Origin of the sequence: Stackebrandtia soli, from assembly GCF_965137155.1 — a bacterium.
Lineage (GTDB): Bacteria > Actinomycetota > Actinomycetes > Mycobacteriales > Micromonosporaceae > Stackebrandtia > Stackebrandtia soli.
Genome location: NZ_CBCRZX010000051.1, coordinates 13,662 through 30,525 on the forward strand (window position 1 = coordinate 13,662; position 16,864 = coordinate 30,525).

At 68.1% G+C, this 16,864-nt stretch carries 4 protein-coding genes; all 4 read left to right on the forward strand.

The window, feature by feature from the left end:
• A complete protein-coding gene (locus ACM9NP_RS20835; protein WP_415648444.1) occupies positions 1 to 2,784 on the forward strand; it encodes a helicase-related protein in 2,784 nt (927 codons plus the stop codon).
• The gene (locus tag ACM9NP_RS20840; RefSeq protein WP_415648445.1) at positions 2,781 to 7,898 is read left to right on the forward strand and encodes a class I SAM-dependent DNA methyltransferase; all 5,118 of its coding nucleotides are present in this window, start codon (positions 2,781 to 2,783) and stop codon (positions 7,896 to 7,898) included. Before ACM9NP_RS20835 ends, ACM9NP_RS20840 begins: the two co-directional genes overlap by 4 nt.
• A partial coding sequence (locus tag ACM9NP_RS20845) for a DEAD/DEAH box helicase (RefSeq protein ID WP_415648446.1) occupies positions 7,895 to 13,303 on the forward strand: 5,409 nt, incomplete at its 3' end. The genes ACM9NP_RS20840 and ACM9NP_RS20845, both read left to right, overlap by 4 nt.
• Positions 13,304 to 14,304: 1,001 nt before the next feature.
• The gene (locus ACM9NP_RS20850) at positions 14,305 to 16,431 is read left to right on the forward strand and encodes a UvrD-helicase domain-containing protein (RefSeq protein WP_415648447.1); all 2,127 of its coding nucleotides are present in this window, start codon (positions 14,305 to 14,307) and stop codon (positions 16,429 to 16,431) included.
• Positions 16,432 to 16,864 lie beyond the last annotated feature (433 nt).

Consider the following 16,864-nt stretch of genomic DNA (forward strand, 5'->3'; position numbering starts at 1 on the left):
ATGGACAACAGCACCGTGACCGGTTACGCACCGGGGACCCGGATCGAGGTCCGCGACGAGGAATGGGTCGTGCTCGGCAGTGAGATGACCGCCCATGACGGCGTGAAGGTGCGGGCGTTGGGCCAGTCGCCGCTGGTCCAGGGCACGGAGGCGACGTTCCTGCGGGGCCTGGAACCGATCCATGAGATCGACCCGACGAAGACCCGGCTGGTCCACGACCCGTCGACGCGCTATGTCGAGTCGCGCCTGTTCCTGGAGGCGATCGTGCGGCGTACGCCCTTGCCCCGCACGGAGACGGGCCTGGCGATGGCCGACCGGTTCCTCATGGAGACGAACACCTACCAGCAGCGCCCGGCGGTGCTGGCGTTGTCGGGTCTGCGGCCTCGGATCCTGATCGCGGACGTGGTCGGTTTCGGCAAGACCTTGGAGATCGGGCTGACGCTGGCGGAGCTGATCCGGCGGGGCCGGGGCGAGCGGATCCTGGTGGTGACGCCGCAGCACGTTCTCGAGCAGTTCCAGCGGGAGATGTGGACGAGGTTCTCGATTCCCTTGCTGCGCATGGATTCCGTTGGGATCGCGCGGGTGCGCCAGAATCTCCCGGCGGGACGGAACCCGTTCACCGTCCACAAGCGCATCATCGTGTCGGTGGACACGTTGAAGGACCCGGGCATGTACCGCCATCACCTGGAGAACATCCACTGGGACGCCGTCGTCATCGACGAGTCGCACAACCTGATCGGTTCGTCGGGGAAGACGAGCAAGCGGCGCAGACTCGCCGACGTCCTCGCGCCCCGGACGGACGCCCTCATCCTCGCCAGCGCGACCCCGCACAACGGCGACGCGAAGTCCTTCGCGAACCTCATCGATCTGCTCGACCCGACGGCGATCGCCGACGAGACGAACTACGCCGCCGAGGACATCAAGCACCTCTACATCAGACGGACGAAGGCCGACCCGGAGCTGCGGGACCAGGCGGAGGGGAAGTGGGCGAAGCGGGAGGCGAGCGAGCCGGTGCGCGTGTCGGCGTCGGCGGCGGAGGAGGCGGTCTTCGAGGAGCTGACGGACGTCTGGTTCGCGCCGGGGCAGTCGATCACGTCGAACAAGCTCTTCCCGTACACGCTGTTGAAGGCGTTCCTGTCGTCCCCGGCGGCGCTGGCGGAGACCGTCAAGACCCGGCTGAGCACGATCAAGAACGAGCCCGGCCCCGAGACGGCGGCCCTGGAACGGTTGCGGGAGTTGACGAACGCGATCACCGCACCGGCGAAGCTGGCGGCCCTCATCGACGTGTTGACGGCCGCCGAGGTGGGCCCGAAGAGCCCGAAGCGGGTCGTCGTCTTCTCCGAGCGGGTCGCGACCGTCCATTGGCTCGCCGACCAGATCGCGAAGCGACTGAAACTGAAGCCGAACGCCGTCGCGGTCATGCACGGCGCGCTGTCCGATGTGCAGCAGCAGGAGGTCGTCGAGAAGTTCGCGCTGGCGTCGTCGCCGATCCGGGTCCTGGTGACGGGCGACGTCGCGTCCGAGGGCGTGAACCTGCACCAGCAGTGCCACCATCTCGTCCACTATGACATCCCGTGGAGTCTCATCAGGATCGAGCAGCGCAACGGCCGGATCGACCGGTACGGGCAGGCGCATCCGACGCGGTTCTCCGCGCTGCTCATGACGTCCGAGGTGCCCGGCGCGAAGGACGACCGGGTCGTCGCCGAGAAGCTCCTCGCCAAGGAGGACGAGGCGCACCGCGCCCTCGGCACGGTCGAGGCGGTCACGGCCCTGTACGACGCGGGCGAGGAGGAGGCGCGACTGACCCGCGCGCTGGTACGGGGCGAGAGCACCGACGAGTGGGTGGCCGATCGCGAAGAGCAGGCGAAGTTCGACCCGCTCGCGGCGCTGCTCGACGGGAACGGCCCGCCGACGTACGAGGACAAACCCGCCTCCGCCGCGCTTCCGAGCCTGTTCGGCGACACGGGCGAGTTCGTCGAGACGGCCCTGGGCCACCTCGTCGGCAAGGATCAGGTCGACCTGAACCCGGAGGACGGCGCACTGTTCCTGGATCCGCCGGACGACCTGAAGCGGCGCCTGCGGCAACTCCCGCCCGCCTATCTGAAGGCGCGCGGGGTGTTGGAGCGCCTCAAGGTCACGACGGACGTGAGGCTCGCGGGGGATCGACTGCGGCGGGCGAAGGAGCAGGACGACACGGCCTGGCCGGACATCGCGTACCTGTCGGATCTGCACCCGTTGACGGAGTGGCTGGTCGACAAGGCCCTCATGAAGTTGGGCCGCGGCAAGGCGGCCGTGATCCATTGCGGCGTCGCCGAACCGACGTTCGCGCTGCAGGGCGTGTACACGAACAAGCGCGGTCGGACGTCGATCGTCCAGTGGATGGCGGTCAGCGGCCTTCCCGGCGAGCCGCGCGTGGACGACCTGTTCGCCGTCCTCGACCGTGCCGGTGTCGGAAAGGACATGATCAATCCGGGCCGCGACGAACCGTTGAACCGGCTCGAGGAGCTCGTTCCGTCGGCGGTGAAGGCGGGACTGGCGCACCTGGAACGGCACCGGGACGTCTGGGACGCGTCCATCAGGGACGCGATCGCGGAGCACGGACGACGCCTCGGCGCCTGGGAGCAGGACGCCCTGTCCGGGCTGTCGCCGACGTCGACGAGCCGCTCCCGCGATCAGATCGCCGCGACCGTGAAGCGTCAACGCGACCACATCGACGATCTCGCCACCAGTGGCCCGCCGCTCCTGCGGGTCCTCGCCGTGCTCGCCCCGCTGGAAGGCCGATGACCATGTACGACTCGATCACCAACGGCGGCGAGTACTTCGCGAACTTCTTCCTCGCGGAACTCCTCCCGGACGAGCTGAAGAAGACCGTCTGCAAACAGTGGACGGAGGCGGAGGGCGACGACGAACCGACGCCCCGCACCCGGCTTCGCAGGGCCCGCAGCGCCTTCCCCAGCGCCCACCTCGGCATCCGCGACACCGACGACGACGTGCTGCACCGGAAGCGCCTCCGAGAATGGCACGACGTGCTCATCACGGGCCTCGGCGCGACCGAGCCGCTGCGGCCCGCGCCCGGCTGGGAGCTGTACCTCGACGACGACGCTCACCCCATTCCGGTCGTCCACGCCGAGAAGGGCATCATCGTCATCGAGGGCGGCGACGCGACCGGCGTCGGGGCGGCCTTCGACGTGGACGACGCCGCGCTCCTCCTCGACCCGGCCACGGTCGACGGCGAGCGGTACACGGACGGGCCCGCGCTCATCACGCGGATCTTCGCCTCGGCCGAGGCTCCCCGTTACGTGCTCATGCTGTGCGGCGCGGTCGTCGTCCTCGCCGACCAGACGGTCTGGGGCAACGGCAAGTACCTCGCCGTCGACCTCGACGTCGCGTTCGGCCGCAACGACACCAAGAACGGCGGCGAGCTCGACCTCATCGCGGGTCTCTTCTCCATCGACATGCTTCGTACTCCCGAAGAAGGCGGCGAGGACGCGCTCGCCGCGATGGTCACGACCGGCACCCGGCACGCCGAAGGCGTCTCGAGCGACCTCCGTGAGGGCCTGCGCCGCTCGGTCGAACTCATTGCCAACGAGGTGCTCACCCGCTTTGCGGCGGCGGGCGTGGAGCCGGACGCGATCGACACGAACGACATCGCCGCCGACCTCACCGCCCAGTCGCTGCGGTACTTGTACCGGATCCTGTTCCTCCTGTACGCGGAGGCGCGGCCGGAGCTCGGCATCCTGCCGGTCGACAGCCCCGAGTACGTCGAGGGCTACGGCATGGCCCGGCTTGGCGATCTCGTCGTCGCCGATCTCGACGGCCTCTCCGACGGCGGCTTCCACCTGTACGAATCGTTGGACCTGTTGTTCCGCAACGTGAACAAGGGCAACCGGACTCGTGGCGACGAGGCGATCGACGAGCACGAGTCGGAGGGCGAGGGCCTGCGGTTCGAGGCGCTCCGGGCGGAGCTGTTCGAGCCGGACGCGGTTCGGCTCATCGGCCACGAGTGGACGAACGACAACGGCGACGTCATCCCCGACACCCGGCTGCGCAACAGGACGTTGCACGCCGTCCTGCGGCTGCTCATGCTGAGCGACCCGGACAGGAAGCGGAAACGCGGCGCCTCCAAGTCGGGCTCGCGGTTCCAGTTCATCTCGTACGCGCAGCTGTCCGTCAACCAGCTCGGCGCCGTCTACGAGGGCATCATGTCCTACAAGGGACGGATCGCGGAGCGGCGGCTCGTCGAGGTCGCCAAGGGCGGCGACCCGAAGGACGGCTCCTGGCTCGTCCCCCATGACAGGCGGGGCGACTACGCCGACACGGACATCGTCACCAGGCCCGACCCGTTCACGGGCGCACTGCGGCCGGTCGACTATCGACGGGGCGAGTTCGTGTTCCGCCTCGCCGGACGGGACCGGCAGACCTCGGCGTCGTATTACACCCCGGTGAGCCTGACCAGGGCCACCGTGCAGCTCACGATCGACTATCGGATCAAGGAGCAGGAAAAGCAGGGCGGGACGGTCACCGCGCATGACGTGCTGTCGTGGCGGGTCTGCGAACCGGCGCTCGGCTCGGGCGCGTTCCTCAACGAGGCGATCGACCAGCTCGGGGCGAAGTACCTGGAACTGCGGCAGGCCGAGCTCGGCGTGCAGCTCGACCCGGAGCGCTACAAGCTGGAGCTGGCGAAGGTCAAGGCGCACATCGCGCTGCACAACGCCTACGGCGTCGACCTGAACGCGACCGCCGTCGAGCTGGCCGAGGTCTCGCTGTGGCTGAACACGATGCACCCGGGCCTGCAGGAGCCGTGGTTCGGCCTGCATTTGAAGCGGGGCAACTCGCTCGTGGGCGCCCGCCGCGCCTGCTATGACGACTCCATGCTGGACAAGAGGCGGTGGTTGAAGGAGGCGCCGATCGAGCATCCGTTTGGCGCGGGCGAGCTGCCCGCGAAGGCGATCCACCATTTCCTGCTGCCGAGCGACAAGTGGGGGACGGTCGCGGGCGAGAAGGAGGCGAAGAACCTGGCGCCGGACGAGGCGAAGGCCTTGGACGTCTGGCGCAAGCGCATGCGAGCGGTGCCAAACAAGAAACAGCGGGATCGCCTGCGGCGGCTGGCCGGCTGCGTCGAGTACTTGTGGGGGCTCGTGAAACAGCGCCTCGAGCTCTCCGAGACGGAGATCGCCCGCGCCATCGACGTGTGGAGGGCGGAGCTGCCGGGCACCGCGAAGTCCTTCACCAAGGAACAGGTCCTCGACAACCTCACGAAGGTCGACGGCCCGTACAACCGGTTGAAGACCCTCATGGACGCGTGGACGGCCCTGTGGTTCTGGCCGCTGCACGATGTCGATCTTCTCGACGGTACGAGCGGGCGATACGCGGACAATCCGACCGTGTCGGTCGCCGTCGCTGCGCCGAGCGAGGAACCGGCGATCGAGTGGCCGGTCGAGCTGACCTATCAGGACACCCTGTTCGGACCGGACCCGAATGCACCGGAACCAATCTCGTTCAGCGCCAAGTCGCGGGTGAGCAAGAAGCCCGACGCACGAATGCTGCGGCTGCGCGAACAGATCCCGCTGGCCGATCTGGATGATTGGCTCGCCTTCGCCGAGGCCGTCGTCGGCTCGGCCCTGCCCGAAGAGGGCACGCTGTTCAACCAGTTCGCCTCCCTCGCCACGCTCGATGAGGCCGAGAAGACGCTCCCGAGCATCATGGGCATGACCTCGATGACGGCCCTGACTGGCCGCTTCCCTTGGTACGCAACGGTCATCGGCATCGTTAAAGACCAGGGTTTTTTCCACTGGGAGCTCGACTACGCCCATGTCTTCGAGCAGGGTGGCTTCGACCTCCAGGTAGGCAACCCGCCCTGGGTGCGGCCCGACTGGGACGAGAAGCTCGCGCTCGCGGAGTTCGATCCGTGGTTCGCGCTGACCGACAAGCCCGCCGTTGCAATATGGCGGGAGCGCAAGACCGAGGTACTCGCGGATCCATACGCGCAGACAGGTTTCCTAGACGACCTGACGGCGACGGCGGCGTTGTCGGACTTCCTCGCCGACATCACCACATACCCGGTAATGACAGGAACACGGCCCGACCTCTATCGCTGCTTCATGGTGCGCGCCTGGGCCAACCTCGGACAATCGGGAACTGCAGGGCTCATACATCCTGGTACTCACTTCTCAGGACAGCAAGAAGGCAGGCTACGGGCCGCCGCATATCGGCATCTGCGATTGCACGCCGGTTTCGTTAATGTGGCGAACTGGGCATTCGCCAATCCAGTGAGCAGAAAAACGTCGTTCGGAATGCACATTTATTCCGGCGCTCAGGACATAGCGTTCAAACATCTCAGTGAGCTGTACGCCGCATCGGTCGCTCTCGAATCGTTCACCGAAAACTCTGAGAACATTTTGCCGTCCATTAAGTACCGAGGGGAATGGGATAGACGGCCTCACATCACTCGAATAGTCGACGTAAACCTCAACATCCTCAAGCAGTGGAACAAACTATCCGGAAATCCCGACGTCGATTCTGAGCAATCCCCGCTGCTGAATCTAGTGACCACCGCCGAGCAAGGCGCGATTGAGGTGTTTGCGAACGCGAGCGGGCGACTCTGGGATCTCAAACCCCGGATCAGCAGTGGGTACAACGAGAAGATCGCGAAGGACCAGGGCATCATCGTCGGGGATGGCCGCGAGACCGACTCCTGGTCGGACGTGATCCTGCAGGGCCCGCACTTCGGGATCGCGACGCCCTTCAACAAGCAGCCGAATATCCCGTGCACCAGCAACAGTGACTACCGGCCGTGGGATCTCACCTCGCTGTCCTCGGATGTCACTCCGGTGACCAATTACGTGCGCGCCTGTGAGCCCGAAAAGTTCGTCGCGGCACAGGATCGCTGGGTCGACCATGACCTCCTCGACCAATACCTCGCCGACCCGAGCCAGGTCGAGCTCGCACGCCTGGATCTCGAATCGCGATACCCGGGCGAGCCGATCACCGACGCCATGATCCGCGATCACCTGACCGAGAAGTCCAAACGGCCGTACACCGACTTCTATCGGATGGCGTGGCGCGAAATGATTCCATTGAGCACGGAACGATCACTATTCGCTGCACTGATTCCACCCGGCCCCGCACACATCCATGCCGTGCGCAGTCTTGCGGGAAGCACACCGAAACAGACGGCGTCGATCGCCGCGTACTTTAGCGCATTGCCGATGGATTACCTGCTGCGCATCGCTGGCATCGGGCATTTGGATGTTGGGCAGGCACGAACGTTGCTGGTGCCGAATCTGGTCGATCACGCGCTGACCCCAAGTCTTCTTCTCCGTACCCTGCGCCTGAACTGCCTCACCAACGCCTATGCCCCGCTATGGAGCGAACTCTTCGACGACGCCTGGGCGACTGATTCCTGGGCCGTCGACTGGCCAGGGCTCGAACCCCTCACAGCCGTCGGCAGCGAATGGCGGTACGAGACGCCGCTGCGGACCGAATACGCCCGGCGGGCCGCGCTCGTCGAGCTGGACGCGCTCGTCTCCGTCATGCTCGGCATCACCGCCGACCAGCTCGTGGCGATCTACCGAAGCCGTTTTTCGATCCTGTCCCACCGCGAATCGATGATGTACTTCGACGCCGACGGGCGGAAAATCGCCGAAAGCTCCCATACCCACGGCGTCCACCAGACCAAGACCGGTTTCGCCGAGCTCATGGCGCATCTGGAGGATGGCGGCCCGCCGCCGAAGTACCGGGTCGACCCTTACGACAAGTCCGACCGCCCCGAGCTGGCCGAGTACCAACCGTTCCCGGCGCCGCACGAGCCGTTCTACAAGGCCGACCGCGAGCGCGAGATGCGCGCCGCGCACGCCGAGTTCACGCGTCGCCTGGCCGAGGCGGAGGGTGCGGAGTGAGGCCGCCGACGCTGGTCGCGCTCGACCTGAAACGTCAACTGTCGCAGTACCTGGCGACGACGTACGGGCTGGTCGACGAGCCGGTGCGCGACAGCCTGGCAAAGTTCCTGAACGACCCGGACGACGGGGTCTTCCGCGGCCAGTACCTGAAGGTGCGGACGCCGTTCCGCTCGGCGGAGCCGGGCTGGGAGGAGTCGCTGGGCTGGATCCCCGCCGGTTTCCGCCCGCACCGGCACCAGGCGCTCGCGTGGCGGCGTCTGTCGAGTCTCGACGGAGATCCGTCGCCGACACTGGTGACGACGGGAACGGGTTCCGGTAAGACGGAGTCGTTCCTGTACCCGGTGCTCGACCACTGTCGACGCCATCGGGCGGCGCCGGGTGTGAAGGCCCTGCTGCTGTACCCGATGAACGCCCTCGCCACCGACCAGGCGGAGCGGTTGAACGGCCTGCTGTCCGACCCGGCGCTGTCGGGCGTGACGGCCGGTCTGTACGTCGGCGAGAAGGCCGAGACGACGTACGAGCACGTCCTGACGGAGCGCCGCGACATGCGGGTGAGCCCGCCGGACGTCCTCGTCACGAACTACAAGATGCTCGACCTGATGCTGCAGCGCCCCGAGGATGCTCCCCTGTGGTCTTCCGGCGCGCTGACGTACGTCGTGGTCGACGAGTTCCACACATATGACGGCGCCCAGGGCACGGACGTGGCGATGCTGCTGCGGCGGCTGCGCGCCGTCGCGGGCGCGTTCTGCCCGGTGGCGACGTCGGCGACGCTGTCGTCCGGCGAGGAGGACGACGACCCGGAGGCCCGCATCCGCGAGACGGCGGCGACGGTGTTCGGGGTGCCGTTCGACGACGGCTCGGTGATCACCGAGGACCGGTTGACCGCCGCCGAGTTCATCGCCGATGTCGACGGGCGCCTCCCGCTGCCCGACCCGCAGGAGCTCGTCGACGCGGGAGACCCGTTCACGGACGCCACCGCCCTCGACCGGATCATGGAGCTGGTCGTCGGGACGTCCGATCTCACCCCGTCGCAGCTCGGCGGGAAGCTCAAGCAGCACGTGCTGACGCAGTCGTTCTTCGAGGCCAACGGCGGCGCGGACGTGCGGCGGACCGACGCGGTGTTCGACGTCGAGGGCCGCGGACTCCTCTACTCGTGGTGGCGGTATTCCGAAGAGGTGAGAGAGGAGGCGCTGGCGCGGTTCGCGGCGCTGCTGTCGATCGCCCGCGACCCGGACGCCCCGTCGCGTCCGTTCGCCCACCTGGACGTACAGCTGTGGGTGCGATCGGTGAGCCGCCTGCTGCGGGACGTCGGGCACGAGCCGACGTTCCGGTGGGAGGCCGAGACCGGCGATCGGCCGGCACTGCCCGCGATCCAATGTCGACACTGTGGACGCTCCGGGTGGGCGGCGATCGCGCCGGAGAGCTCGCCGGAGGACCTGAAGCTCGACCCGGCGGCGATCTATCGCGAGATCGGGGCGAAGACCCGGCGGCGCAACATGATCACGGCGACGTCCGCCGAGATCGCCGCGTATCGCTCCTCCGCCGACGACGTCGGGCTGTTCGCCCTGGACGGTGGACGACTGCGCCCGGTCGACGCCGGTGACGTCGCCATCGACGCGTTCGTTCCCAGAACGACCGATGACGACACCGGCACCGCCGACGCCTCGAATGTCGACGGTGGACGGGTCGAGCCGGGCGTCCCCGTGTGGGTCGACCTGGTCGGCCCGAACGCGGGGAGCGAGCGCTGCCCGTCGTGCCGTCTCGACAACGGGATCCGGTACATCGGCACGGGAACGAGCACGTTGACGTCGGTGGTCGTGACGAACCTGTTCACGTCGGCGATCGAGCGGGACGTCGACAAGAAGACGCTGCTGTTCTCGAACGCGGTGCAGGACGCGGCGCATCGGGCGGGCTTCCTGTCGGCGCGGTCGCACGGGTTCTCGGTGCGGGCACTGCTGGCGTCCGTTGTGGATGACGGAGAATCGAAGCGGCTCAACGACATCATGGCCGATGCCGTGGTCCGGCTCGCGAAGAGCGAGCGGCCGGGCGGGGCGATCCCGCCCGATCTGTACGAGGATCCGGGCGTGCGGGGGATCCTGGAGGAGCACGACTCCGGTTCGTCGGCGACGTGGGAGCTGTTGTCGCAGCGTCTCGCACTGTCGGCGGTATTGGAGTTCGGGCTGCGGTCGAGGCAGGGCCGCACGCTGGAGTTGACCCGGACGGCGGCCGTCGAGGTGGAGATCGACGACCTCGACGCGCACGCGGCGTACGCGGAGGACGTGTTCCGTCAGACGACGGCGGCGCTCACGATGCCGACGCGTCGACAGTTCGAGGTGTTCATTCGCGGTCTCCTTGAGCGGCTGCGGTTGCGCGGGGCGCTTCACCACCGCTGGCTGGACGGCTTCATCGCGCAGAAGGGCGTCCGCCGGTGGCCGATCTGGGGCGGGCGGACGCCGGGCATGCCGGCGTTCCCGGCGGGCGTGTCCGCGCCCGAGTTCGCGTTGGGCACCGACGTGCGGTCGAAGGACTTCACCGTCCTGGGGGCCAAGGGCACCTGGTACGCCGATTGGGCCCGGCGCTGTCTCGGGCTCGACGGCCGGGACGCGCGCCTGTTCGTGCCGAGGCTGGCGTCGATCCTGGTCGGGGCGGACGTCCTGGCGAGCCGCGCGGTCGGCGACGTCACGGTCTTCGGGCTGACGCCTGGCCACGTCCGAGTCCACAAGCTCACCGACGCCGAGCTGGCGAACGCGGTGGTCGGCTGCGACACCTGCTCGTGGGAGCAGACCGTGCCGCCCGCGCACCATGCATTCTGGACCACGGCGACCTGCCCACGGTTCCGTTGCAGCGGAACGCTTCACGGTGTGACGCCGTCGACCGAGCCGGACTATTACCGGCGCCTGTACCGCGGCGTGAAGCCGTTCCGGGTGCACGCTGCCGAGCACACGGGCTCGCTGACGCGGGAGCAGCGCGAGACGGTCGAGGCCGGTTTCCGCTCCGGTCGCGGCGTCAACGACCCGAACGTCCTCTCCGCCACGTCCACGTTGGAGCTCGGCATCGACATCGGCGCGCTGTCGGCGGTCGTCCTCGGCGGGGTCGCGCCGAACCCGGCCGCCCACGTCCAGCGCGCGGGCCGCGCGGGCCGCAAGACGGGCAACTCGCTCGTCGTCACCGTCACCGGCAGCCGCCCCCGCGACCGGCATTTCTTCGCTGACCCGACGCTCATGCTGTCCGGACGGATCGTGCCGCCCGGTTCGTACCTGTCGGCGATCGAGCTGCTGCGCCGCCAGTACATGGCGTTCCTGCTCGACAAGGTCGGCCGCGGCGACCTGGGGCGCGTCACGCCCGTGCCGCGCACGACCGCCCAACTGTTCGGGCGGTGGATCGACGACTTCGTCGAGACGGCGCTGTTGGACGGTGCGCGCTGCGGGGAGGAGTTCCTCGCCATGTTCGACGGCGACATCGAACCCGTTGCGGCACAAGGACTCCGTGAGTACGCGCTGGCGGGCATCGCCGAGCGCGTGAAACGGGTCAAGGCCGCCCACGACGGCGAGAAGGCCGAGTATCGGCAGCGCATCAAGGACATGGACGCCGCCGCCGAAGCTCTCGACGAGAACGACGACGAGGAACGCCACGAGCGGCGTCTGCTCATGGCGGGGCTGCGCGGCGTCCGGCGTCGGCTCGGCGATCTGGGGAACACGAACGCGCACGAGACGCTCATCCGACATGGGCTGCTGCCGAACTACGCGCTCACGGACGCGGCCACGACCCTCGAGGCGACGCTGACCCGGGTGACGGAGAACGACGGCGACCGCACCTACGAGAGCGAGCTGCGCAGCTACGACCGTCCGGCGCGGCAGGCGCTCACCGAGATCGCGCCCGGCAACACGTACTACGTGCGCGGGTATCGGCATCGGGTGGACGGGATCGACATCGGTTCGGGTGCGAACCGGTCCTGGCGGACGTGGCATCTGTGCTCGTCGTGCGGTTACGTCGACGCCGGCGGCGGGGCGGCCGAGCTGCTCCGGTGCGCGCGGTGCGGCAGCGGCAACATCGGTGACACCGGGCAGCGGTTCACCGTGATCGTGCCGACGAAGGTGTTCGCGGAGGACAAACAGGACGACGCCCACATCCGGGACGACTCCGAGGATCGCGAGCAGCGGCATTACACGACGATCGGCACCGTCGACGTCAACGAGGCCGACATCGTCTCGGCGTGGCGGTTGACGAACGCGACCTTCGGCGCCGACTACACGCGCGACGCGATCGTGCGGCACCTCAACTTCGGGGTCGGCGACGGCACCGGCGACTCGATCGTGGTCGCCGGGCACGAGTTGTCGATCAGCCCGTTCTGGGTGTGCAGGGACTGCGGCGGCACCGCGCTGAACGGCGACCCGGAACTGAAGGCGGACAAGGATCGCGGCGATTCGAGGGCCGACCCGAACCGGTTCCACCACCGGCCGTGGTGCCGGAACCGGTCGACGAACACCGGGCACCGGGCGACCGTTCTGGCGCACGAGCTCCCGACGGAGGCGGTGCGGATCCTGCTGCCGGTCGCGACGATGCGGGCGCCCGAGCAGGTCGAGTCGTTCCGCGCGGCGCTGATGCTGGGCATCGCGGCGACGTACGGCGGCGACCCGCAGCACCTCGACAGCCTCGTGGCGACGATGCCGGACCACACCGACAAGGCCGGCGATCACGACGGGGCGTCCGGCGGCGCGTCCATAAAGAGCTTCGTCGTCGTGTACGACACCCTCCCCGGCGGGACCGGTTACCTGCACCAGTTGGCGGACGCCGAACGGATGCGGACGGTGCTTTCGACTGCCCGGGACCGGATCGCGGCGTGTGACTGCCACGAGCGAGGGAACCCGGCGTGCCATCGATGTCTGTTGGCGTGGACGAGTGAGCGCCACTACAAGGACGTCCGCCGGTCGGAGGCGTTGGCGTTGCTGGAGAAACTGCTGACCGGCTGGGATGCCGAGGCGAGCTCCGGCATTCACGACATCTCGATGTTGAAGGTGATCGAGAGCGAGCTGGAGACGCGCTTCGTCGACAAGCTGCGGGAGTGGGCCGACGCGACGGAAGGCGCGTCGCTGACTGCGACCGCGTCGGGCGAGGCGGATCTGCGCATCGGCGGCCCCGGCCGGGAACCCACCAGGTGGAAGGTGACGCAGCAGCACACCATCGACTACACGCGCCCCGACGTCCTGTTCGAACGCGTCGACGGACCGCCCGTCAAGGTCGCGCTGTACCTCGACGGTTTCAAGTACCACGCCACGACAGAGCACAATAGACTCGCTGACGACGCCGTGAAGCGCAATCGCCTGCACGCGCAGGACGTCTACGTCTTCTCAGTGACGTGGAAGGACGTCGAGACGTGGCGGGTGTCGTCGGTGACCGAGGCGTGGNCGCCGTTCGGCGGCAACGGCAAGGCCAACGCGGGCCAGTGGTACGGCTATCGCGAACAGGACGTCGGCGAGCTCGCGTCGACGATCTGGTGCAACCCGATCGAGACGATGACCGCGTTCCTCGCCGACCCCGACCCGCACCGATGGCGGTACCGCGCCGAGGCCGCCGCCTTCGGGCTGGCGGCGACGTTGTCGTCGAGACAGAGCGACTCCGTCGGCGCCGCGGACGTCATCGAGGCGGCGCTCGCGCGACGCGACCTGCCGACGGTGAGACAGGGCGGCATCCGGACGTTCGCGGGGACGGACGCCAACGATCTCCAGGTCGTCTTCTGCATCGACGACCGGGGCGACGCGGGGCGGATGTTCACGGCCATCACCGTCCTCGACGACTCCGACACGACGATCGGCACCGACCCGCGGCACCACAGGCGTTGGCGGTCGTGGCTGTACTGGGCGAACCTCACCCAGTTCTTCCTCGCGGGCGGCGGCGACGGCGTCATGCTCACCACGAGCATGGTCGGCGCGTTCGGCCCCGGCGTGCTGCGGGTCTGCGAGGGCACCGGGATCATTGAGGCGTTGCAGGACACCGAGCCCGTGAGCCTCACCGGCGATGAACTGCCCGAGACCGGCGACTCCTCCTCGCGCGTTGCGGTCCAGTCGAGCCGGGTCGGCCCGGCCGCGGCCCTCGACGACGAGGACGTCCCGCAGGAATGGCGCGAGGTCAAGGAGTCGGCGCCGACCGGCGACCCCGACTTCGTCCGACTGCTCGACGAGCTCATCGCGCAGCGCGCCCCCACGCCCGAGGGCGGCTACGAGCTCGGCGACCACGGCTGGATCGCCGATCTCGCGTGGCCGACGGCCCGGATCGCGGTGGTGTGCACCGACGCCCATGACGCCGAAGAGACCATCCAGGCCTACGCCGACGACGGCTGGGACGCCCGACCCGTGACGGCATGGGCGATGGACGACCTCCTGACAGCCCTGACAGACCGGAGAGACGCGTGAGTGTTCATTTGAGACTGACCGAGGCGGCCGCGGAGGACATCCGCGACCTGGATCCTCAGCACAGCAAGGCGTACATCGACTTCGACCACAAGATCCGTCAGAACAAGAACCACGGCAGCCTCCGCTTCAAGGCGCTGTCCGGCCACAAGAACCTGTACTCGGCGCGAGTCGGGGGCGACTATCGGGCGCTCATGGTGCACGCCGGGAACGACACCTACGTCGTCGTGGCCGTCCAACCTCGCAGCACCGTCTATGAGCGTCTCGAACGCGGTCTGCGGTTCGAGGTCAACCACGTCACGGGTCAGTTCGAGACGATCGAGCCCGAGGTGGCGCGGCGGCTGGCGGAGCAGGCGGCCCCGGCCCGACCGGAGCGGGATCCGCAGCCGAAACAAGAGACCGTGCCGGGGGTGCTGGACGGTTTCACCGACGACGAGCTGTCGAAACTGGGTGTGTCCCGGGCGCTGCTGCCCGCGATCCGCGACGTCAAGGACGACTCGGGGCTGGTGACGCTCGCCGACGCGCTGCCCCCGCACACCGCGGACGTCCTGATGAACCTCGCGACCGGCATGAGCATCGACGAGGTGATGGAGAACATCACCGATCCGGCCCGCCCCGACGACCCCGTCGATCCGGCCGATATGGCCGCCGCGGTCGAGCGGACCACGTCGATCACCACATCGGACCTCGCGCTGCAGGCGATACATCGGCAGGACTTCGCGAAATGGCGGATGTTCCTGCACCCGTCGCAGAACAAGCTGGTCACGAAGAACTATCGCGGCCCGGCCCGCGTGTCGGGCGGCCCCGGCACGGGGAAGACCGTCGTCGCGCTGCATCGCACAGCCCGACTGGCCCGCGAGCACGCGTCCGGAACTCCGATCCTGTTGACCAGCTTCAACGTCGGCCTCGCGAAGCACCTCAAAAGGCAACTCGGCGAACTGTTGACGACGGAGGAGATGAAACGCGTCGAGGTCGTCAACATCGACAGTCTCGCGATGCGCATCGCGAAGGAACGCGGCATCATCGACACGTCCGCCCGTCCCCTCGACGACACCGAGGCCAAGAGGTGGTGGCAGACCGCGATGGACGAAGCGGGCGATCGCGAGTTCGGCCCCGACTTCTGCCACGAAGAGTGGACGGAGGTCGTGTGCGGCAACATCATCGACAGCCGTGACGGCTACCTGCGGGTGCGGCGGGCCGGGCGCAGCCACCGTCTGAGCCGACCGCAGCGCGTTCGCTTCTGGAAGGTGTGCGAGCGGTTCACGGCGCGGCTGGAGGAGGAGAAGCGGTTCACGTATCCGTGGCTGAGCGCCCGCACGGCGGTGTCGCTGAACGGCGATTCGACGGCGTCGAGACCGCGTTACCGGCACGTCCTCGTCGACGAGGCACAGGACATGTCGGCGGCGCAATGGCGGTTGCTGCGGGCGCTGGTCCCCGAGAGAGAGAACGACATGTTCATCGCGGGCGACTCTCACCAGCGGATCTATGGTGCGCCGTTGGCGTTGGGGCCGTTGGGAATCAACATCGTCGGACGATCGACGCGGCTGACGTTGAGCTACCGGACGACTCAGGAGATCCTGCAGGCCGCCATAGCCATGGTGTCCGGGGAGAGCTTCGACGACCTCGACAACGGGGTCGACCATCTGACCGGCTATCGCTCGGTCCGGTACGGGCCCGCACCGAACCTCATCGGCGCGGCGACCCGAAAGGACGAACTCGCGGCCGTCGTCGAAGAGATCCGTGCCTGGACGAACGAGGGCGTCGACCCGTCCGCCATCGCGATCTGCACGCCGACAAAGACCCCGCTCGAGGAGATCCGCGATCACCTGACCGGCGTCGGCATCGCGACGGTCCCGGTCCAGGACGGCACGAAGGGCGACGGCGTCCGTCTGTCCACCATGCACGGATTGAAGGGCCTGGAGTTCGAGCGGATCGTCATCGCGGGCGTGGGCGCGGCGGAGTTCCCGCGTCCGTTCGTGAGGCAGCGGCGCACGGACCCGGCCGAGCACCGCAGGCTCATGCGGAAGGAACGGTCTCTGCTGTTCGTGGCCGCGAGCCGCGCCCGCGACGCCCTCAGCGTCACGTGGACCGGCAAGCCTTGTGAGTTCCTGGAACCCCTGCTGTAGACGGAGCCGACTGGAGGTGCCATGCGGGCGCTGTTCTTTCGGGTCTTGGTTGAGTGGTCGGGGGCGTTCGGCTTGGTGGGGCGGTGTGCCCGTGGCGGGACCGTTCTGCGGTGTCGGTAAGGGAGACCCACTTCTGCTCGGACCGGGTGTGGCCCGGTTTCTCGGCTTGGTGGGTCTCACTTCCTGTCAGTGGAATGCCTTGCGGTTTCGTTCGTCGCCCCACCAAACCGGCAGTTTTCGGGCCACCCGGCTCGGGTGGTCACAGACTTTCGGCTTGGTGGGGCGGGTTACGCGACGAAATTGTTCTGCGGGGTCGGTAACGGAGACCCACCAAGCCGCAAAAGACGACCTCTGCTCAGACGCCATGTGGCCCGGTTCCCCGGCTTGGTGGGTCTCCCCTCCTGCCCGTGCCCCTTCTTGCGGTCCCGTACCC

Bases quoted from the DNA above. Each gene is read 5' to 3' on its own strand.
- ACM9NP_RS20840 (WP_415648445.1), top strand. From the start codon at position 2,781: ATGACCATGTACGACTCGATCACCAACGGCGGCGAGTACTTCGCGAAC.
- ACM9NP_RS20835 (WP_415648444.1), top strand. From the start codon at position 1: ATGGACAACAGCACCGTGACCGGTTACGCACCGGGGACCCGGATCGAG.